The following is a 19838-nucleotide window of genomic DNA, read 5'->3' as shown; positions in this document are numbered from 1 at the left end:
CGTACCCGATGTCGTGGGGACCGAGGCCGGCGTCCTCGAGCGCGAGCTCCATCACCCGCCGCATGCCGCCGGCCTCCGGATTCGTCATGTGCTGTCCATCACAGTTCGTACCGTAGCCGACGATCTCGGCATGAATGTGGGCGCCGCGTTGCAGCGCGTGGTCGAGACTTTCGAGAACCAGCGTGCCGGCGCCCTCTCCAAGAACGAGACCATCACGGCGGACGTCAAACGGCCGCGGGGTCAGGCGGGGAGTTTCGTTCGCGGTCGAGGTGGCGAACATGATGTCGAACACTGCCACGTGAGCGGCGTGCAATTCCTCGGCACCTCCGGCGATCATCACAGTCTGCTTTGCCGATTTCAGAACCTCGTACGCGTAGCCGATGGCTTGGCTTCCCGCCGTACACGCGCTACTGGTCGGCATGACGCGTCCCGTGATGCCGAAAAACTGCGCCAGATTCGCGGCACACGTATGGCTCATGAACTGGAGATAATCCGTTCCCGCGATGTTCTTCAGCGTGTGCCGCGTGTAAAGGTTGGCGGCATAGATTTCCATGGCACGCATCCCGCCGGCCGTGGAGCCGTAGGCAATCCCCACCGATCCATCGGATAGAGAGCGGTGCCGCACGAGGCCCGAGTCTGCGAGGGCAAGTTCCGTGGCGCGTGTGGCCAGGAGAGCCACGCGTCCCATCGTGCGCGTTTTCTTACGCGTGTAGTGATCGGGCACGGCGAAGTCGGGAATTGGCGCGCCGAGACGGCTGCGGAGGCCTTCGTACTCCGCCCACTCGGGCATGACCGCAACGCCGGACTTCCCGCCGAGCAGGCGATCCCGTACCGTCCGCCAGTCGTGACCGAGTGACGAAACGCCCGCCATTCCCGTGACGACGACGCGCCTACTCATCCGGCGATCGGGCCGGGGGAAAGGGGACGGCATCGGCGCGCGCGACGACGAAGTCGCCGTGCATGAGGACCGAGCCGTTATGGCTATCGGTCAACGTGCACCTGAATGCGAAGAGGTCGCGTTCGCCCCAAAGACGCGCCACCGACGCCTCGAGCACCTGGCCGCAGGTGAAGTTGGTGGTCGCGATGGTCAGGCACCGACAGCCCACCAGCAGGCCGAGGCGAATCGGGTCGCCAGCGGCCCGCCCGTGCAGACCGCCATGCACAGCGATGGCTTGCGCGAGGTATTCGAGCCCGATCCACGGAGGCACGATGCCATCGTCATGATAGGGTGAATTGGCACCGATCACGACCCGGCATCGGGTGCGCTGGCGCGAATGATCGATGACGCTGTGGAGCAGCACCATAGGCCCCGCATGCGGTATGAGCTCTGACACGGGCGGATATTCTGCGACGCTCATGCTGAAGCCGTCAGATGGCCGGCCCAAAAATCGAAGAAGTTGAACCACTGGTAAGGAGCCCTGCGGCAATACGCTTCGAGCCGGGCCACGTACCGGCGCATCGTCTCATGCGTGTCGGCGCCGTCAAGCGGCTCGATGAAGATTTCGTACGCCGTTCGATCGACGCGTAGCCCGATGATGAAGAGGAGCGGGCAGCGTAGCAGCGTAGTGAGAGCGAACGGGCCCTGGGGAAAGGCGGCGGGCTGTTCAAGGAAGGAAACGTGCTCCACTCTGGCGTCACCGGCTCCCACCCGGTCGCCGAGGAGCCCGACGAACTCACCGCGTTGTATGCAATCCCGCATCTCGAAGACAGCGCGGGGCGATCCCGGTTCTATATTGATGATCTGGGTGGCAAGTTGCGGGTTGAGGTCCCTGAATATCGCGTTGATCATTCTGGCGTTTCGGAGAAACATGACAACCTTCACCACGACGCCAGCTCGATCGGCCAGTACGCGGAGGACGTCGAAACTGCCCAGATGAGCACTCAGCAACACGGCGCCTCGCCGTTGCCGCATGAGGCCCTCGAGATGTTCGACGCCGTGGACAACGAGCTTCACCTCGGGATTTCTGCCGAGCAGAAACCCAACACGATCGAGAATATTGAGTCCGAACTCACGAAAGTGCAGGAGGGAGTGCCACAGCCCGGGTTCGCGAACGAACGGTGAGCCGTGTCCGGGATGATGGTGGAGGCGATGGAGGTATTGCCGAGACGCGGCCCGCGCGACCGGATGAGTCACGAAAAAGTACGCGATGATCGGAACGAGTAGTAACTGGCACAATCCTCGTCCGAACAGCCGGTAGCACCAGACGATGAACCGCATTCCAATGATCGAGCCACGCTCGGCAATGGTGCGCCAGTCCGTTGCCCGAGTCATGCCCGGAGGTGTGCGAGGAAACGAAGGAACAACTTTGCGTAGGCCGTGACGATGAGGATGTTGTCGCGGACCATCCGGAAGTGCGAGATGCCTCCTGGGAAGTAGCGTACGTGGGTCTCGATATTGACGATCGGTACTCCCGCCCACGCGAGGTGCACGAGTATTTCGACGTCGAACTCCATCCGATTGCCGAAGCGTCGCGATTGGAGTAGCCGGATCACGGGATCCAGCGGAAAGCAGCGGAACCCGCAAAGAGGGTCCCGGATATCGCGGGAGCGGGTGAACCCCCACACGATGAATTGCGACAAGCGGCGACCGTAGAGACGCGCCTTCGGTGCGCTTCCATCGAAGCGAGGTTCACCGATGATCGCTGCCGAGGGCGCGCGCTCCGCGGCAGCCAGGAACGCGGGGATATCGACGGGGTCGTGCTGCCGGTCGGCATCGATCTGCACGACGTGAGACCATCCCCGTTCGGATGCCACCCGGTAGCCGTGACGAAGGGCCACGCCGCGTCCCCGGTTTTTTGGAAGATGAGACAGTTCGATCCACGGGAAAAGAGGCGGGAGACGACGAAGTGTTGCTCTCGTGGCTGCGTCACTTCCGTCATCCACGATGAGGCAGGGAAGGCCGAGATAGGCGAGACCGGCCACGACATCGGGAATAGTGTCCCGGTGATTGAAGATCGGTATCAGTAGACCGGGTTTCATGAGCGCGTCTGTCAGGTCACCACGAAGCGACACCGCCCGGACGAAAAGACCCGTTTGCCGCTCCAGAGACGGAACGAAAGCGAGGAACCGTCAGGCGAGCATTCGGCGCTCAAGTGCACGGTGTCCCCGGGTTGAATCGGCGCCGTAAACTTCAAGGCGTCGATAGAAGCGAGGGTGCGGTGGCCCATGAGCATGGCGTGGGCGAGATCCATCACCCAACTGATCTGAACGACTGCGGGAACGATCGGAAAGCCGGGGAAATGCCCGGCAAAGCAAGAAAGTGTGGGGGGAACCTGGAAGACGCGCTCCCACCGGCGCGGCGTTACGGTTTCGTGGAGGAGAGTCGCCCGAATGTTCACGAGCCTGACGCTCGAGGAAGGAATCGTCCAAGCCAGGCGCCGACGCGAGAGGTGTCGTGACCGGGAAAGGGGCACTCACGGTAGATGCGCTCGACGATGAGAATAGTGCCCATCGCCAGGTAGGCAGCAATCACCCCGTTGTACAAGGTCCAGCGCTCGAGGAGGCCAAACGCAAGTACCAACGCGATGCCGAGAGCCGTGAAGATCAGGAACGAGTAAAGAATGGTGATCGTCATGCCGAGTCGCCGCATCGATGCCTAGCCCGGACGTGAATTCAGTTTGCCGTGCAAGACAGCGATGACGTCGCTGATGGTCTGAATACCCTTGAGTTCTTCCTCTTCGATAGCGAGGTTAGTTTCCTGTTCCAACCTTACGACGAGGTCGACACGATCGAGGCTGTCGAGTTCGAGATCGTCGACGAGGCGGGCATCCGCAACGATGTCCTCGCGTCGGATGTCGAAGCCCGACACCAGGACATCGGTGAGCCGGGAGAGGATGTCAGCCTTCGAAATGTTCATGGGTGTGCCATCTCGGTCGAAAGCTTGGTTTCGTACAACCGCCGCAACTCGGCGGTCAGGCGGCGAGCAGCGAGGGAGCGAGGCCGTTCAGCGTCGACCCAGTCCCGAGGGATGATTGGCTGCTGCACATCGAGGGTGTAATGGGCAGGGCGGTCGGGAACGTCGTGCCACTTCTGTCCTCTGAGGAGTGTCGGCGGCTCGCAGGTGAGGACGAGCGGGATGATCGGGCAATTACTCTCGAGCGCCACGCGGGCGGCGCCCCTGCGGAATCGCCCCAAGCTGCCAGCGGGCGACCGCGTTCCCTCCGGAAAGACGAGAAGGCAACGGCCACTGTGGAGTCTGTGAGCGGCGCAGTGAAGGAGGTTTGCTCCGCCGTCGTTGGTCAGATAGCCGGCCTTCCGTACGACCAGGCGAAGAAAGGGATTCGTGAGAGTCGCGTGCTTCACGATGCAATCCGCCTGCCGCAGCCGCCCCAAGATGAGAACCACGTCGATGAGACTGGGGTGATTGGCGATGAAGATGACTGGATGTGCGGTCAGACGGTCGGCGTGCTTCCAGGACACGCGTATGAGACACAAGAGTTGCATGAACCAGGTAAATAGACAAAGCGAGAGTCGAACGGCGCGCTGCGCTCGGAGTTCGTGGTCGCGCGATGGCCACAGCGACAGCATCGGCAGGATGATGGTTGCCAGAACGACGGCGCCCAGGCCGAAGACCACGAAGGCAAGGCCTGTACGGAAGGCTCGCCAGCGACGCGATAACGCGGAGCACGACGCCACTCGCGTCAATCCTGGACGCGTACGACTTTTCCGTGAGCGAAGTGAACGACCATCGTGCCGAACCGATTCTTCCAGTACTGCCAGGCGTTCGACTGGAGGCCCGGCGTCGCATGTTCCGGGGGGTAGCCGATCGCGAGAATCACGCCTTCTTTCGTCATCCCCGTCCGGACGCGGCCTTGCTTGACGCCGTCCTGATCGAACGGGTTCAGGTGTTCAACCCGTTCGGGATCGCATGTCGTGCCGAAGAACTTGTCGAGATGTTTGTCGATCGCCTCCTGGAGTGAGTTGTGAAATATGTACTCGTAGATCCTCTTGATCGCGATGACTTCGAACGTCATATGCTTGGTCGTCACGCTCTGAATCATGACCGGTGTGCAGAGCGGCATGAGGCCCGCCTGTTGGTAGTTGACCGAGTAGAGGCGACGGCGCTGCTCGTCGGGATGCAGGTTGACCAGTGTATAGACGCCGGGCTTGCGGATCAGGTGATACGCGACATCGCCCGCCGCGGCCGAGCAAAGGGGTGCAAAGGTCAGTATAACGAGAACAGCAGTGGCGGCCGGCCACCGGTCGAGCCCACCGTGCTTGTCGCGTCGCTTCATCGTCAGGCTCCGATTCTGTTCAACTCTGTCGGCGCGGAACCCAGCGTACGGCCGGCATACGGCCCTCAACGCGCATGAACAGGCCCTCAGCCTCAACCCGCATGAAGGGCCGTCCGTCGTCCGGCGGGGACCCCGGGCCCAACCGAGTGCACACGCCGGACCACGTAGCACCGCGTCGCCCTGCGTGTCAAGGCCGACGGGCGGGCGCTCGCGCGCGGGTGCCGACGAAGAGGTTTGCAGCGGAGGCCGGCGGCTGGGCGGGGTCCGCCCGCACCGGCTCGCTCGGCAACCTCAAGTGCGTTTAGAGCTCGAGCGGCTCGACGTGGGCGACCGCGGCGGGGTTCTCCCGCCAAATCGACGGGTCGGCGTCCACGAACAGCTCGAGCCCGTTGCCGTCGGGATCGTTCAGGTAGATCGACTGGCTCACCCGGTGGTTCGACACGCGGACGCGCGTGATCCCGTGCGATTCCAGGTGGGCCTTCGCCTGTTTCAGGTCGTCGAGGCTGTCGCCGATCTTCAGCGCCACGTGGTAGAGCCCGACGCCGTCCGCCGGTGCGGGCGCCGCCTCTGCGCCGACCTCCAGGACCGCGAGATCGTGATGGTTCTGGCCGGTGGCCGAGAAGAACGCCATCCGGTCGCCGAGCCGGGCAACCTCCGTGAGGCCGATGACCTCGCGATAGAACCGGGCCGAGCGCTCCAGGTCCCGCACCTTCAGGACCACGTGCCCCACGCCCCTGACGCTGATCCCCATGTCGTCTAGATGATACCGCGTTCGGCTGGCGGCTAGATGATACCGCGTTCGGCCAGGCTCACGAACCGACCGTGCCCGATCACCACGTGGTCGTGGACCCTGAGGTCGAGAAGCCGCGCGCACTCGACGAGCTGGCGCGTGAGCCGGATGTCCTCGCGGCTCGGCGTCGGGTCGCCGCTCGGGTGGTTGTGGAGCAGGACGACCGAGGCCGCGGCCTCGAGGATCGCCGGCTTGAAGACCTCGCGCGGGTGGACGAGGCTCGCCGAGAGGGTGCCCTCCGAGATCACCCGGTCGCGCAGGAGGCCGTTCTGGGCGTCGAGGAGCGCCACACGGAAGACCTCGCGCGGGAGGTCTTCCATGAGCGGGCCGTACGCGGCGTGCACGGCGGCGGGGCTCGAGAGCACCACCCGCGTGCCCGGCGTCCGCGCGCGGAGCCGGCGCGTGAGCTCGAACGCGGCCACGAGCCTCGCCGCCTTGACCGGCCCGACGCCCTCGTGCTGCGCCAGCTCGCCGACCTCGCGCCCGGCGATTCCCGCGAGCGAGCCGTAGGCGGCGAGCATCTCGCGCGCCACGTCCACCGCGGTCTTGCCCCGCGTGCCCGAGCCGAGCTGGATGGCGAGGAGCTCCGCGTCGGAGAGCGCCTCGGGCCCGTTCCAGCAGAGGCGCTCCCGGGGACGCTCGGCCTCGGGCCAGCTCTCGATCGCCATACCCTTGCCTACGCGTCCCCAGCGTCCGCGTCAACGCCGCGATATGGATACGGACGCGTGGCACAATCGGCGGATGGCGCGCCCCTGGAACCCCGACCTCGCGGGCGTGTACGATCGGGTCGCGCGCGCCTACGCCGAGAAGTTCTTCACCGAGCTCGAGCAGAAACCTTTCGACCGTGAGCTGCTCGACCGCTTCGCCGCCGACGTCCGCGGCCGGGGCCGCGTGTGCGACCTCGGTTGCGGTCCGGGCCACGTCGGGCGCTACCTGGCCGGGCGCGGCTCGGACGTCTTCGGCATCGACCTCTCGCCCCGTATGGTCGCCCTCGCGCGAGAGCTGAACCCCGGGATGAGCTTCGAGCAGGGCGACATGCGCGCCCTCCCCCTGCCCGATGGCGCGCTGGCGGGCGTCGTCGCCTTCTACTCGCTGATCCATCTCGAGCGCGGCGCCGCGCCCAAGGCCCTCGCCGAGATCGCGCGCGTCCTCGCGCCGGGCGGCGTCGCGCTGCTCGCGTTCCACGGCGGCGAGGGCGAGGTGCACGCCGAGGACTGGTTCGGCCAGGGCGTATCTGTGGACGCGACGCTCTTCGAGCCGGACGAGATGGCGCGTCTGATGGAGGGAGCGGGCCTCGCCGTGGCGGAGGTCCGGACGCGACCACCCTACGACTTCGAGTACCCGAGCCTCAGGGTCTATGCGCGCGGCGTGAAGCGCGCCCAGTCCGCGTCAGGGGTGGATGTAGACGAACCCCTGCTCCTGGAGCTCCATGATGCGGACGACCCCGCCTTGCGGCAGGGGTTTGGCCCCGTGCGGGAGCTGCTCGAGGGAGATGTTGAGGCCGCGCATCGTGTTGCCGCACGCGCCGAAGACGAGCCCCTGCGCCTGGAGGCGCTCGAGCGCGTCCTTCACGCCGGGGTCCATGCCGGCCGTCACGAAGTGCTTGAGCGCCGGGCCGTGGACGACCAGCTCGAGCGCCGCGATGTGGTCGAAGCCGCCGACGCCGCGGACGTGGTTCTCGATGTTGGCGAGAACGAACCTGGTCTTGTCGAGCGCGGGCTCGTCGAGGTGGTAGACGATCTTGTGCTTCTTCGGCTGCTCGGGAAGGTGCGAGGCCTCCGCGGCGGGCGTGACGAGGGCGGCCGCAACGGCGACGAGGAGCGCGAGGAGCGCGTGCATGGGACCCTCCTTCGGGTCAGGCGGCGTCGGCGGGCGCGAAGCGGAAGCCGCCGGCACGGCGCACGATGTAGCCCGCGCGCGGGAAGTGCGCGGCGAGCACCAGGACGCCTGTGTCGGCGTGGCGCTCGACGAACGCGCGCCGCGTGTCGCGCGCCTTCGCGGGGTCGTAGCAGAAGCGGCTCGACCACTGGGGCTCGGCGACCTGGACCGTGCGGTGCATGAGGTCGCCCGAGAAGACCGCCTGGCCGGCGCGCGTCGTCAGCCGGACGCAGACGTGGCCCGGGGTGTGGCCCGGCGCCGGCTCGAAGGCGAGCCAGGGGTCCACGGCATGGTCGCTCTGGACGAGCACAGCCTGGCCCGCCTCGACCACCGGCACGACGCTGTCCGCGATGCAGGCGTCCTTCTCGTGGCGCCAGAACTCCCACTCCTCGCCCGGGAAGAGGTACTTCGCGCGCGGGAACGTCGGGACCCAGCGGCCGCCGACGAAGCGCGTGTTCCAGCCGACGTGGTCCACGTGCAGGTGCGTGCAGAGGACGAAGTCCACCCGCTCGGGCTCGACGCCCGCCGCGGCGAGGTCGTCGAGGTACGAGCCCCGGCGCAGGTGCCACGCGGGCGCGCCGTCGCGCGGCTTGTCGTTGCCGACGCCCGTGTCGATCAGCACGGTGTGGCGCGGCGTCCTCACGATGAAGGTCCCGATGCGCGAGCCGAGATCGCCCGTCCGGTCGTCCCAGAAGTGTGGCCGCAGCCAGTCATGGTGCCGCGCGATCGCGTCCGCCGTCGAGTCGGGCAGCATGGACGCCGTGGGAAACGACGAGCGGTCGATCTCGATCACGCGGGTGACGCTGACGTCGCCGAGCTTCAGTGTCGTCATGCGAATCGCGGCATCACTTTCTCGCCGAAGAGGCGCATGGACCGGACGATCCGGTCGTGGGGAACGCCGCCGCGGTTGAACGAGCCCATGAGGTACGTGAGCCCGAGAGCCTCCTGGTGCTGGCGGATCTTGTCGGCGACCTCCTCGGGGTCGCCGCAGATCGCCGCCTGCTCGAGCGCCTTCTCGTCGCTGAGCGCCAAGAGGTTCTCGCGCACGCGCTTGTAGAACTTGTACTGCTCGGGCGGGACGCCCTCGGCGTCGGCGATCAGCCCGGCCTGCGTCTGGAAGAACCAGCGGATCGGCTCACGCAGGTCCTCGCGCGCCTGCCGCGAGGAGTCGGCGACGTGGACGATCTTGTTCATCGCGATGTCGGCGCCCGCGTCCGTCCCGTGCGCCTCGCGCCACGCCGCGCGGTAGGCGTCGAAGTTCTTGCGCAAGATGTCCCACGGCGTGAACGAGGGCGCGGTGAGGATCTTGAAGCCCCGCCGCGCGGCGAGCGTGTACGTGTCGGGCGAGACCGCGGCGGTCCAGAAGGGCGGGTGCGGCTTCTGGAGGGGCCGCGGCAGGACGCGGACGTCCCGCACCCGGTAGAACTCGCCCTCGAACGTGACGCGCTCCTGGGTCCACGCGCGCCGGATCACCTCGACGGCCTCGTCGAAGCGCTCGCGCGTGTTCTCCATCGAGACGTCGAGGCCGCGGAACTCCTTGGGCTGGTAGCCGCGCCCGATCCCGAAATCCACGCGTCCCCCGGACAGGAGGTCCACCATCGCCCACTCCTCGGCGACGCGCAGCGGATGGGCGAAGGGCGCGACGACGACCGAGGTGCCGATCCTCACGCGCCGGGTCTCGCGCGCGATCGCGGCGGCGAGGACGGCGAGCGAGGGACAGATGCCATAGGTCGAGAAGTGGTGCTCGGCGAGCCAGACGGCGTCGAAGCCGAGCTCGTCGGCGAGGCGCGCCTCCTCGAGGGCGTCGGCGTAGACGCCGGCCTCGGTCTGCCAGTCACGGAACGTCAGGAGCTCCTGGATGCAGAACCGCATCGTTCCCTCCCCCGCCCTAGAGCGAGCCTACCACCAAGCGCTCATAGGACGTCATGCGTCGAGGTCCCGGGCGCACCAGGTTACCCGGGAGCGGCGTCGAGGCTCAATCCCTCCACGACGCGCGCGGCCGGGATGCGCGTGAACACCTCGGGCGCGATCCTGATCTTCGACGAGCGGCTGCCGCTGCCGAGGATCACCCAGCCGTGGGCCATGAGCTTCGCGTCCACGTAGATCGGCAGGTCGGGCGGCAGCGCGAAGACGGTCACGCCGCCGATCAGCATCCCCGTCAGCGCCTTCGTCTCGTCCGCGGAGGCGAACGAGAGCTTCGAGACGCCCATGAGGTCCCGCACCGCGTGGTTCACGTCGAGGCGCGTGGTCGCCTTCACGACGCAGGCCGCGTAGCGCCGCGGCTCCTTCTTCGACGCGACGATGATCGTGTTCGCCGCGCGGTCGAGCGGCGAGCCGTACTTCTCGCAGTAGGCCGCGGTGTCGGCGAAGGCCGGATCGATCGGGAGCAGCTCGTAGGGGACGCCGAGGCCGTCGAGGACCTCGACGACCCGCCGCTCGACGGCGTCGAGCGGGCGCTCAGGGGATTCTGAGGACATTCACGCCTCCGAGATCGGTGTAGACGAACCACTCCGGGCCGAGGAACGCGACGCTCGAGCGCGTGTACTTCGGGAAGTACTTGCGGAAGACCTCCGAGCCGTCCGCCGTGCTGAGGACCGAGACGGCGTCCTGGGTCGAGCCGAGCGAGAGGCCGCTCGTGACCGAGAGCGCGATGAAGCGCCCGTCCGGGCTCACGGCGAGCGAGGTGATGCCGCGGCTCCTCGGCACGCGGTGCGCGCCCTTGCCGCGCGAGAGCGCCCACGCGACGCGATAGGCCTCGTTCTCGCGGTAGCCGTCCCACGCGACCCAGCCGCCCTCGACGAACCGGACCGTGCCCGGATGCGGATCGACGCCCTGGACGTCGGGCCCCATCCCGCGCAGGCGGCCGTCCATCCCCACTCTCAGCAGCTCGCGCAGCCCGCGCGCCACCACCAGCTCGCCTGCCTCCGTGTCGAGCTGGACGAGCTGCTGGATGCCGCCGCGCCCGAGTGCGTCGAGCCCCACGACCTGCTCGCGCGAGCGCTCCACGCCCCGCACCACCGCCTCGAGCTGGATCGGCGGCGTCGAGCCCACGACGGGGCGGAGCCACGCCGCCGAGCGCCCGTCGGTGGAGAGGATCGGGAACTGCCCCCGATCCACCTCGAGCGGCGCGCGCTTTCCCGACGCGGCGTCGAAGACCGACCACGACTGCGCGCCCGTGGCCGGCACGAGCGTCGTGTAGAGCGCGCGCCCACCGACGACGTAGGTCACGTACCCGCGCGCCGACTGGGTCAGCTCGAGCAGCGTCACCTTGCAGCCCGGCATCGCGAAGAGCCCGTAGCGGAGCGGCGGATGCACCTCAGCAACCCACAGCGGCGCGGCCGCCGCGTCCTTCGTGACGACCGGCGGCCCCGGGATCTGCGGGACCCAGACGTCGCGCGCGGTGCACGCGAGCGGCCAGCTCGCGCGCTCCGGCGTGGTGTCGGGCTCGATGAGGAAGCGCGTCGGGATCGCGACCTGGTAGACGTAGTTGAGGACGACGATGGCTGGGAGCACGGGCAGGATCACGCCGAGGCCGCGGAGCCAGCCGGGCCCCCCGATGAACCAGTAGACGAGCAGGCCGAAGCCGAGCTGGGCGAGGAGCGCGACGGCGACGTCCGTCGCCACCCAGGCGGCGTCGCGGCCGGCGCGGGCCCGCAGGAGACCGGCAAAGTCCTGGTAGAGCGTCTCGCCCAGCAGCCACACGGCGTGGGGCCCGACCAGCGGCGTCAGGTAGACGATGAACGAGAGGACGGCCGCCGCGGCGGCGCGCTTGGCCCCGGTCACGGCACGCGGTCTCTAGAAGATCGCGAGCGGATGGGCCGGCGCGCCCGTGCTCCCCACGAGGCGGATCGGCGTGGCGGTGAAGAGGAACTCGTAGCGCCCCTCCTCGACGCACGCCTTCGCGAGCCGCTCGGGATCGGTGTTATCCACGAGGGCGAGGCCGAGGAACGGGATGGCGAGGTGGGCGCCCATGCCGAAGCCCGCGTAGCCGATCGGGCGCTCGTCCATCATGTCCCACGCGATCGCCGCGATGTCCTTCTCGCGGAACCACTCGAGGCACGAGAGGTGGAGCCCCGGATGGGGCGACACGCGCGCGACCCACTCGGGGTGCGCGCGCCGGAACGCCGCGTCGCCGCTCCGCACCACGACGACGTCGCCGGGCTCCACGCGCACGCCCGAGCGCGCCCCGGCGGCGTCGAGCTCCCGCGGCGTCACCGGGCGGCCGACGGTGACGTGGCCCTCCGGGCGCCCGGCCGCGACGTCGAGGAGGACGCCGCGCGAGGTGATCCCGTCGAACAGCGGATCGATCGGGCACCACGTCGCGCCGGCGGCGGTCAGGCTCTGGGCGAACGGCCGCCCGTTGTAGAGCTGGCCGTCCCACGCGACGTGGCAGAGCGCGTCGATGTGGGTGATCGTGAAGCCGTGATAGACGAGGTCGAAGCGGTCGAGCACGACGTCGGCGCGCTCGCGGTTCGAGGGAAACGTCGCGTGGTACATGAGCGCGGGCTGCGGGCCGATGTCCCGCGCGAGGGACACGGTGCGCCCGGTCTTCACCAGCGTCTGCGCCCGCGCGCGCTTGGCCGGGGTGACCAGGTTGACGGTGCCGAGCTGGTCGCCGTCGCCCCAGCGGCCCCAGTTGTTCAACTCCTTGAAGTAACCCTCGACGCGCGCCGGGGCCGGCGGAACCCAGTCGGACATGGCGGAGCCTCCCGCGCGGGAACATAACACGAATGTGACGTCCTTGACGCGCGCGCGCGTCATCGACTACTTTGCCCCCGATGCCGTCCATCGCCGTCCGCCCCGGACGCTAGCCGTGCCGGCGATCTCCCTCCAGCGCGTCAGCAAAGCTTGGGGCGCCGCGCGCGCCGTGGACGACGTGAGCTTCGACGCGGCCGTCGGCACGCTGGTCGTGCTGCTCGGGCCGTCGGGCTGCGGAAAATCCACGACGCTCCGTCTCATCGCCGGGCTCGAGACGCTCTCGTCGGGCCGCATCACGATCGGCGACGTGGACGTGACGGGGCTCCCGCCCGCGCGCCGCCGCATCTCGATGGTCTTCCAGTCCTACGCGCTCTTCCCCCACCTCGACGTCGCCGAGAACATCCTCTTCGGTCTCAAGGTGCGCAGGGTCGCGCCGGCCGAGCGCGCGCGGCGCCTCGCGCGGGTCGTCGACCTGCTCGGCCTCCAGCGCCTGCTCGAGCGCAAGCCCTCGCAGCTCTCCGGCGGCCAGCAGCAGCGCGTCGCCCTCGGCCGGGCGATCATCGCCGAGACGCCCGTCTGCCTGATGGACGAGCCGCTCTCGAACCTCGACGCGCAGCTCCGCCTCGAGATGCGCCGCGAGATCCGGAGCCTCCAGCAGAAGCTCGGCATCACGATGGTGTACGTCACGCACGACCAGACCGAGGCGATGAGCATGGCCGACCAGGTCGTGCTCCTGCGCGAGGGGCGCGTCGAGCAGGACGCCGCGCCGGCCGAGCTCTATGCGGCGCCGGCGACCGTCTTCGCGGCGCGCTTCATCGGCACGCCGCCCATGAACATCCTGACGCTCGCCGACGGTCCGCGGGGCGCCGTCGTCGCCGGCACGGACGGCCCGCCGCTGCTGCCCGGCAAGGGCGCCGGCCTCCTGCTCGGCGTGCGCCCCGAGGACGTGCGCCTGGCCGGCGGCGCGGGCCTCGCCGCCCGCGTGCTCGCCGTGGAGTACCTCGGCGCCGACTCGATCGTCGCGTGCGACGCCGGCGGCCAGAGCGTGGGGGTCCGCGCCCAGGGCCGTGTGACGCTGGCGCCGGGCGCGCGGGTGTCGCTCGCGTTTCCCCCCGAGACGCTGCACCTGTTCGACGCGGCCACGGGCCGTCGTCGCGAACCCTGAGAGGAGAACCTCCATGCGCTCCACCTCCGCCCGCGCGCTCGCCCTCGTCGCGACCGCCGCGCTGCTGGTCCTCGGCGGCGGCCTCGTCGCCGCGCAGTCGGTCGAGATCACGTTCTACTACCCGGTCGCCGTCGGCGGGCCGATCACCAAGATCATCGACGGTTACACCGCCGACTTCATGAAGGAGCACCCCGGCATCACCGTGAAGCCGATCTACGCGGGGACCTACCAGGAGACGATCGTCAAGGCCCTCACCGCGCTGAAGAGCGGCGAGCCGCCGACGACGGCGATCCTCCTCTCCACGGACATGTTCACGCTGATCGACGAGGACGCGATCGTGCCGTTCGACGACCTCGTCAAGGGCCCCGAGGACCACGCCTGGATGAAGAGCTTCTTCCCCGCCTTCATGAAGAACAGCCAGACCGGCGGGAAGACGTGGGGCATCCCGTTCCAGCGCTCGACGATCGTCATCTACTGGAACAAGGAGGCGTTCAGGGAGGCGGGGCTCGACCCGAACAAGCCGCCGACGAACTGGGCGGAGCAGGTGGAATACGCGAAGAAGCTCACGAAGCGCGACGCCGCGGGCAACGTCACCCAGTGGGGCCTCCAGGTGCCGTCCTCGGGATTCCCGTACTGGCTCTTCCAGGGGTTCACCACGCAGAACGACGTGCTGCTCATGAACGAGACCGGCACCCAGACCGCCTACGACAAGGCGGCCGTGATCGAGGCCCTCCAGTACTGGGTGGACCTCGCCCAGAAGCACCGCGTGATGGCGCCGGGCGTGATCGAGTGGGGCACGACGCCGAAGGACTTCTTCGAGCGGAAGATCGCGATGATGTGGACAACGACCGGCAACCTCACCAACGTGCGGAACAACGCCAGGTTCGAGTTCGGCGTCGCGATGCTGCCGGGCGGCAAGCGCCGCGGCTCGCCGACGGGCGGCGGCAACTTCTACGTCTTCAAGAAGACCACGCCCGCCCAGCAGCTCGCCGTGGTGAAGTTCGCGAAGTGGATGACGTCGCCGGGCCGCGCGGCGCAGTGGGGCATCGACACCGGCTACGTGGCCGTCCGGCCCGACGCGTGGGAGACGCCGGCCATGCGGGCGTACGTCGCGGGCTTCCCCGCGGCGGCGGTCGCGCGGGACCAGCTCCCGCACGCCGTCGCCGAGCTCTCGACGCACGAGAACCAGCGCGTCACCAAGGCGCTCAACGACGGGCTCCAGGCCGCGCTCACCGGTGCGAAGACTCCCGCGCAGGCGATGCGCGACGCCCAGGCCGAGGCCGAGCGGATCTTGCGATCGTACCGGAGGTAGAGCGTGACGGGCCGCGTGAGCGTCCAGGTCCACGGCTGGCTCCTGCTCCTGCCGGCGCTCGTGCTGCTCGCGACGTTCACGCACTACCCGACCGTCGCGACCCTCTGGTCGAGCTTCTTCTCCACGGCGCGGGGCGGCCGGCCCGCCGTCTGGCTCGGCCTCGACAACTACCGGGCGATGGCGGCCGACCCGGTCTTCTGGCAGGTCCTGCGCAACAACACGGTCTTCGCGCTCGGCACGATCCCGGCGTCGATCGCGCTCGCGCTCCTGATGGCTGTGCTCGTCAACGAGCAGCTCCCCGGGCGCGGCTTCCTCAGGCTCTCCTACTTCACGCCGACGGTCCTGCCGATGATCGCCGTCGCCAACGTGTGGCTGTTCTTCTACACGCCGGGCTACGGCCTCCTGGAGCAGGTCCTGCGCCTCGTCGGGCTGCCGAGCCACAACTGGCTCGGGAGCCGCGACACCGCCCTCGGCTGTCTGGTCGTCGTCACGGTCTGGAAGGAGGCGGGCTTCTTCATGATCTTCTACCTCGCGGCGCTCCAGCAGATCGCGCCGCAGCTCGCCGAGGCGGCGGCGCTCGAGGGCGCGGGCCGCTGGTACTTCTTCCGCCGCGTCACGTTCCCGCTCCTGATGCCGACGACGCTCTTCGTCCTCGTCAATGCGGTGATCAATTCCTTCAGGCTGGTGGACCACATCGTGGTGATGACGAAGGGCGGCCCCGACAACACGACCGCGCTCCTCCTCTATTACATCTACGATGTCGGCTTCAAGTTCTGGGACACGGGCTACGCCGCGGCGCTCACGATGGTGCTGCTGGCGCTCCTGGCGACGGCCGCGATCGTCCAGTTCGTCGTCCTCGAGAAGCGGATCCACTACCGGTGAGCGCCGGGATCGCCCTCCGCCCGCCGGCCCGCGCGCTCGAGACCCTCGGCGCGTGGCTCCTCGGCGTCCTGTGGATCCTGCCGCTCGCCTGGGCGGTCTGGACCGCGTTCCACCCGCCCGAGTACTCGGCGCGCTTCGCGCCCACGGCGCCGCTCACGCTTCAGAACTTCGCGAACGCCTGGAGCGCGGCGCCCTTCGCGCGCTACTTCGTGAACACCTTCCTCCTCGTCACGCTGATCCTCGCGGCCCAGCTCGTCCTCTGCACGCTGGCCGCGTACGCGTTCGCGCGCTTCGCCTTCGCCGGCCGCGACGTCGTCTTCCTCCTCGTGCTGGTGCAGCTCATGATCATGCCCGACGTGCTGATCGTCGAGAACTACCGCACGATGAGCCGGCTCGGCGTCCTCGACACCGTGCTCGCGATCGGCCTGCCCTACATGGCCTCCGCCTTCGGCATCTTCCTCCTGCGCCAGACCTTCAAGACGGTCCCGACGGAGCTCGACGAGGCGGCGCGCGTCGAGGGCGCCGGCGCGCTCGAGACCCTGTGGAAGGTGTACGTGCCCCTGGCGAAGCCGGTCTACGTCGCGTACGGGCTCGTCTCGGTGAGCTACCACTGGAACAACTTCCTGTGGCCGCTGATCGTCACCAACTCGGTGACGTCGCGGCCCGTCACCGTGGGCCTCCAGATTTTCTCGTCCACCGATCAGGGAGTAGACTGGTCCATCATCACGGCGGCGACGCTGCTGACCTCGGGACCGCTCCTGGTGGCGTTCCTGCTGTTCCAGCGTCAGTTCGTCCAGAGCTTCATGAGAGCGGGGATACGCTGATGCCTTCGAACCTCGAGCACGCGTTCCAGACCCTCCACGAGATCGTCCGCGCCGCGCGCAACAACCTGGCGCCCGGCCCGTGGGACTACCTGATCGGCGGCGCCGAGACCGAGACGACCTTGCGGCGCAACCGCCAGGCCCTCGACTCGCTCGCCTTCCGGCCGCGCGTGCTGCGTGACGTCTCGAAGATCGACACGGCGTCCACCTTCTTCGGCCGGCCCGTGACGATCCCGGTGATGCTGGCGCCGATCGGCTCCATCGAGACCTTCACCGAGGGCGGCGGTGCCACGGCGGCGATGGCCTCGGGCGCGTTCGGCGTGCCGCAGATGCTGTCGTCGGTCTGCAACCCCGGCCTCGAGGCCGTGGCCAAGGCCGCCGACAACTTCCGCATCTTCCAGCTCTACGTGCGCGGTGACGACGCCTGGGTGGACGACTGGGTGCGGCGCGCCGTGGACCACGGCTACGCCGCCTTCTGCCTCACCGTGGACACCGCGTCCTACAGCCGGCGCGAGCGCGACCTCGCCCGGCGCTTCGTCAAGCCCTGGCGCACGCGCGCCGGCGGCTTCGAGTTCCAGGCCGGGCTCAACTGGGACCACGTCAAGCGCTTCAAGGACACGCACCGGATCCCGCTCGTCCTGAAGGGCATCGCGACGGCCGAGGACGCCACGCTGGCCGTGCAGCACGGCGTCGAGGGCGTCTACGTCTCGAACCACGGCGGCCGGCAGCTCGACCACGGCCGGGGCGCGCTCGACGTGCTCCCCGAGGTCGTCGCGGCCGTCGGGGGCCGCGCGACGGTCATCGTGGACGGCGCCTTCGTGCGCGGCACCGACGTCGTGAAGGCGATCGCGCTCGGCGCCCAGATGGTCGGCATCGGGCGCATCGCGTGCTGCGGCCTCGCGGCGGCGGGCCAGGCGGGCCTCGAGCGCGTGCTCGAGCTGCTCCAGGACGAGATCCGGATCGCGATGGCGCTCCTCGGCGTGAGCCGGCTCGCCGAGCTCGATCGCTCCTACGTGCACCCGGCGACGGCCGTCACGCTCCCCCACGCGACGAGCGCCTTCCCGCTGCTCCACGAGGAGGGCTACTGAGGAGGATGCCATGAGCGTGGACCCCAAGCGGCTCTCGATGACGGTCGGCGACGCGATGTTCAGCCAGCGGTCGATCCGGCGCTTCAAGCCCGACCCGATCCCGATGGACGACCTCCACCTCATCGTCGAGGCCGCGGTGAAGGCGCCGAACGGCGGCAACCGCCAGGTCGGGCGCTTCCTCGTCCTCACCGACCGGAAGGTCATCCAGGAGTTCGGCAAGCTCTACCGCGAGGCGTGGTGGGCCAAGCGCCTCGACGAGAAGGGCTGGACCAAGCCCGAGGACATCCCGCCCGCGGACAAGAACTACCGCTCGGCGGCCGGGCTCGCCGAGGAGATGAAGGACGCGCCGTGCATCGTGCTGGCGCTCGCCGTGCCGCCCGGGCCGGCGAACTCGGTCGTCCCCGCCTGCCAGAATCTCATGCTGGCCGCCCGGGCGCTCGGGATCGGCTCGGTGCCGACGACGCTCCATCCGAAGGTGATGGACCGCGTCTACGCGCTCCTCGGAATCCCGAAGGAGGTCGTCTTCCACTTCTGCATCCCGCTCGGCTATCCGCGCGGGAGCTTCAGCCCGAACACGCGGCTGCCCACGTCGGAGACGACGTTCCTGAACCGCTGGCAGTCGCGCGTCTCCTGGGCGTAGCGCGACGGCGGGCGGAGCGCTCGCTCGATGCCGACGTCCGTGACGCTCGAGGGACGCTACGTGCGCCTCGAGCCGCTCACTCTCGGCCACGTCCCGGCGCTCGCGAAGATCGGCGCGGGGCCGCGCGAGAGCTTCGCGTTCACCCTGGTTCCCGCGGACGAGCCCGCCACCCGTGCGTACGTCGAGGCCGCGCTGCGGGAGCAGCGGGACGGGCGCGCGCTGCCTTTCGCCACGGTGGAGCGCGCGACGGGCCATGTCGTGGGCTCGACCCGGTTCGGCAACGTCGAGTTCTGGGCGTGGCCCGCGGGCAATCCGAACCAACGCGGCGCCGACCTGCCCGACGTCGTCGAGATCGGCTGGACCTGGCTCGCGCCCGATGTCCGGAGGAGCGGGATCAACACGGAGGCGAAGCTCCTCATGCTCACCCACGCCTTCGAAACCTGGCGAGTCCATCGCGTGAGCCTCGTGACCGACGCCCGCAACGCGCGCTCGCGCGAGGCCATCCTCCGCCTCGGCGCGCGCTTCGACGGCGTCCTGCGCGCCGCGCGCATCGGCGCGGACGGCGCCGTGCGGGACAGCGCCTGCTACTCGATCCGCGACGCCGAGTGGCCCGAGGTGAAGCGGGGCCTCGCCGCCCGGCTCCGATAGCCACGTCGTGAAGCCGCCGCTGCCCGAGCCCCTGCCCGAGAGCCCGCTCGAGCTCCTCGGGAGCTGGATGGAGGAGGCGTTCGCGGCCATCCGGAACGGCCACGCCATGACGCTCGCGACCGTCGAGCCCGACGGCCGCCCGGCGGCGCGGATGGTGCTCTGCCGCGGCTTCGACGCTCACGCGGGCTGGCTCGTCTTCTACACCGATCGCGAGAGCGCCAAGGGCCGCGCGCTCGCGAAGGCCCCGCGCGCGGCGCTCGTCTTCCACTGGGACGCCCTCGAGCGCCAGGTTCGGATCGAGGGGCCGGTGACCCCCGCGCCGGACGCCGACTCAGACGCCTACTGGCTCGCGCGCCCTCCGGATGCGCGCATTGCGGCCGCCGCCAGCGAGCAGAGCCGGCCCATCGCCTCACGCGCGGCCTTCCTCCAGAAGATCGAGGAGACGGCGGCGCGCTTCGCCGGCGACGCGCCGCGCCCGCCGCGCTGGGGCGGCTATCGCGTCTGGGCCGAGCGCGTCGAGCTCTGGGTGGGCCAGCCCGCCCGCGCCCACGACCGCGCGGCCTGGACCCGCGCGCTCGCCCGCGCGGGCGAGGGCTACCGGGGCGGGCCCTGGACCGCCACGCGGCTCCAGCCCTGACGGTGTTGTACAGTCGTACACCAGAGGAGGACCCCATGCCGAGCG

At 69.1% G+C, this 19838-nt stretch carries 24 protein-coding genes and 1 pseudogene; 9 read left to right on the top strand and 16 right to left on the bottom strand.

The genetic code is table 11. From position 1 onward, the window contains the following. The 10 genes from VKG64_19845 to radC form a co-directional block, all read right to left on the bottom strand. Positions 1 to 898, bottom strand: an 898-nt coding sequence (locus tag VKG64_19845; GenBank protein ID HKB27293.1) for a beta-ketoacyl synthase N-terminal-like domain-containing protein, incomplete at its 3' end; no start/stop codon positions are given. Then, a complete protein-coding gene (locus tag VKG64_19840; GenBank protein ID HKB27292.1) occupies positions 891 to 1304 on the bottom strand; it encodes a hypothetical protein in 414 nt (137 codons plus the stop codon). The genes VKG64_19845 and VKG64_19840, both read right to left, overlap by 8 nt. A 50-nt stretch (positions 1305 to 1354) precedes the next feature. Further along, positions 1355 to 2218 carry an acyl-CoA synthetase gene (locus VKG64_19835; GenBank protein HKB27291.1) on the bottom strand — a complete coding sequence of 288 codons (864 nt, stop codon included), beginning with the start codon at positions 2216 to 2218 and terminating at the stop codon, positions 1355 to 1357. A 50-nt stretch (positions 2219 to 2268) separates the two neighbouring features. Further along, a complete protein-coding gene (locus VKG64_19830; GenBank protein ID HKB27290.1) occupies positions 2269 to 2979 on the bottom strand; it encodes a glycosyltransferase family 2 protein in 711 nt (236 codons plus the stop codon). Positions 2980 to 3334: 355 nt separating this feature from the next. After that, complete coding sequence (locus VKG64_19825) at positions 3335 to 3574, bottom strand: hypothetical protein (GenBank protein HKB27289.1); 240 nt, start codon at positions 3572 to 3574, stop codon at positions 3335 to 3337. Between the two features lie 21 nt (positions 3575 to 3595). After that, complete coding sequence (locus VKG64_19820) at positions 3596 to 3856, bottom strand: acyl carrier protein (protein HKB27288.1); 261 nt, start codon at positions 3854 to 3856, stop codon at positions 3596 to 3598. After that, positions 3853 to 4575: a lysophospholipid acyltransferase family protein gene (locus tag VKG64_19815; protein HKB27287.1), complete on the bottom strand. Its 723-nt coding sequence runs from the start codon at positions 4573 to 4575 to the stop codon at positions 3853 to 3855. Before VKG64_19815 ends, VKG64_19820 begins: the two co-directional genes overlap by 4 nt. A gap of 65 nt (positions 4576 to 4640) precedes the next feature. Beyond that, positions 4641 to 5234, bottom strand: a complete 594-nt coding sequence (locus VKG64_19810; protein HKB27286.1) for a hypothetical protein — start codon at positions 5232 to 5234, stop codon at positions 4641 to 4643. A gap of 301 nt (positions 5235 to 5535) precedes the next feature. Then, positions 5536 to 5985, bottom strand: a complete 450-nt coding sequence (locus tag VKG64_19805) for a VOC family protein (GenBank protein ID HKB27285.1) — start codon at positions 5983 to 5985, stop codon at positions 5536 to 5538. 32 nt (positions 5986 to 6017) lie between these two features. Continuing rightward, positions 6018 to 6692 carry a DNA repair protein RadC gene (gene radC, locus VKG64_19800; GenBank protein HKB27284.1) on the bottom strand — a complete coding sequence of 225 codons (675 nt, stop codon included), beginning with the start codon at positions 6690 to 6692 and terminating at the stop codon, positions 6018 to 6020. Here radC and VKG64_19795 point away from each other — a divergent pair. After that, positions 6598 to 7320: pseudogene (locus tag VKG64_19795) on the top strand (class I SAM-dependent methyltransferase). The gene radC and the pseudogene VKG64_19795 sit on opposite strands and share 95 nt — an antisense overlap. A gap of 93 nt (positions 7321 to 7413) precedes the next feature. On the opposite strand, the gene VKG64_19790 reads toward VKG64_19795, so the two are convergent. The 6 genes from VKG64_19790 to VKG64_19765 form a co-directional block, all read right to left on the bottom strand. Beyond that, positions 7414 to 7863 carry a hypothetical protein gene (locus VKG64_19790; GenBank protein ID HKB27283.1) on the bottom strand — a complete coding sequence of 150 codons (450 nt, stop codon included), beginning with the start codon at positions 7861 to 7863 and terminating at the stop codon, positions 7414 to 7416. 16 nt (positions 7864 to 7879) lie between these two features. Beyond that, a complete protein-coding gene (locus VKG64_19785; GenBank protein HKB27282.1) occupies positions 7880 to 8734 on the bottom strand; it encodes an MBL fold metallo-hydrolase in 855 nt (284 codons plus the stop codon). Next, positions 8731 to 9774, bottom strand: a complete 1044-nt coding sequence (locus VKG64_19780; protein HKB27281.1) for an LLM class flavin-dependent oxidoreductase — start codon at positions 9772 to 9774, stop codon at positions 8731 to 8733. The genes VKG64_19785 and VKG64_19780 overlap by 4 nt, the downstream gene beginning before the upstream one ends. 80 nt (positions 9775 to 9854) lie before the next feature. Further along, a complete protein-coding gene (locus VKG64_19775) occupies positions 9855 to 10379 on the bottom strand; it encodes a YbaK/EbsC family protein (GenBank protein HKB27280.1) in 525 nt (174 codons plus the stop codon). Then, positions 10360 to 11685, bottom strand: coding sequence for a hypothetical protein (locus VKG64_19770; GenBank protein ID HKB27279.1), 1326 nt, complete (start codon positions 11683 to 11685; stop codon positions 10360 to 10362). Before VKG64_19770 ends, VKG64_19775 begins: the two co-directional genes overlap by 20 nt. Positions 11686 to 11697: 12 nt before the next feature. Continuing rightward, positions 11698 to 12600, bottom strand: coding sequence for a cyclase family protein (locus tag VKG64_19765; protein HKB27278.1), 903 nt, complete (start codon positions 12598 to 12600; stop codon positions 11698 to 11700). 115 nt (positions 12601 to 12715) lie between these two features. Here VKG64_19765 and VKG64_19760 point away from each other — a divergent pair, with 115 nt between their 5' ends. Genes VKG64_19760 through pdxH form a run of 8 tightly spaced genes read left to right on the top strand, consistent with a single transcriptional unit; the run spans position 12716 to position 19793 of the window. Beyond that, positions 12716 to 13765 carry an ABC transporter ATP-binding protein gene (locus tag VKG64_19760; protein ID HKB27277.1) on the top strand — a complete coding sequence of 350 codons (1050 nt, stop codon included), beginning with the start codon at positions 12716 to 12718 and terminating at the stop codon, positions 13763 to 13765. A 13-nt stretch (positions 13766 to 13778) separates the two neighbouring features. Beyond that, positions 13779 to 15077: an ABC transporter substrate-binding protein gene (locus tag VKG64_19755; GenBank protein ID HKB27276.1), complete on the top strand. Its 1299-nt coding sequence runs from the start codon at positions 13779 to 13781 to the stop codon at positions 15075 to 15077. 3 nt (positions 15078 to 15080) lie between these two features. Beyond that, on the top strand, positions 15081 to 15959 hold the full coding sequence (locus VKG64_19750; protein HKB27275.1) for a sugar ABC transporter permease: 879 nt from the start codon (positions 15081 to 15083) through the stop codon (positions 15957 to 15959). Beyond that, on the top strand, positions 15956 to 16783 hold the full coding sequence (locus VKG64_19745; protein ID HKB27274.1) for a carbohydrate ABC transporter permease: 828 nt from the start codon (positions 15956 to 15958) through the stop codon (positions 16781 to 16783). Before VKG64_19750 ends, VKG64_19745 begins: the two co-directional genes overlap by 4 nt. Continuing rightward, a complete protein-coding gene (locus VKG64_19740; protein HKB27273.1) occupies positions 16783 to 17868 on the top strand; it encodes an alpha-hydroxy acid oxidase in 1086 nt (361 codons plus the stop codon). The genes VKG64_19745 and VKG64_19740 overlap by 1 nt, the downstream gene beginning before the upstream one ends. A 10-nt stretch (positions 17869 to 17878) precedes the next feature. Next, positions 17879 to 18508 (top strand): nitroreductase family protein, encoded by a 630-nt coding sequence (locus VKG64_19735; protein HKB27272.1) that lies wholly within the window; start codon positions 17879 to 17881, stop codon positions 18506 to 18508. A 27-nt stretch (positions 18509 to 18535) separates the two neighbouring features. After that, complete coding sequence (locus tag VKG64_19730; GenBank protein ID HKB27271.1) at positions 18536 to 19156, top strand: GNAT family protein; 621 nt, start codon at positions 18536 to 18538, stop codon at positions 19154 to 19156. 7 nt (positions 19157 to 19163) lie between these two features. Then, the gene (pdxH, locus tag VKG64_19725; protein ID HKB27270.1) at positions 19164 to 19793 is read left to right on the top strand and encodes a pyridoxamine 5'-phosphate oxidase; all 630 of its coding nucleotides are present in this window, start codon (positions 19164 to 19166) and stop codon (positions 19791 to 19793) included. Positions 19794 to 19838 lie beyond the last annotated feature (45 nt).

Source organism: Candidatus Methylomirabilota bacterium (genome assembly GCA_035260325.1).
Taxonomy (GTDB): Bacteria; Methylomirabilota; Methylomirabilia; order Rokubacteriales; family CSP1-6; genus AR19.
Note: the sequence above shows the minus strand (reverse complement) of the source record. Positions and strands in the feature narration are given on the sequence as shown.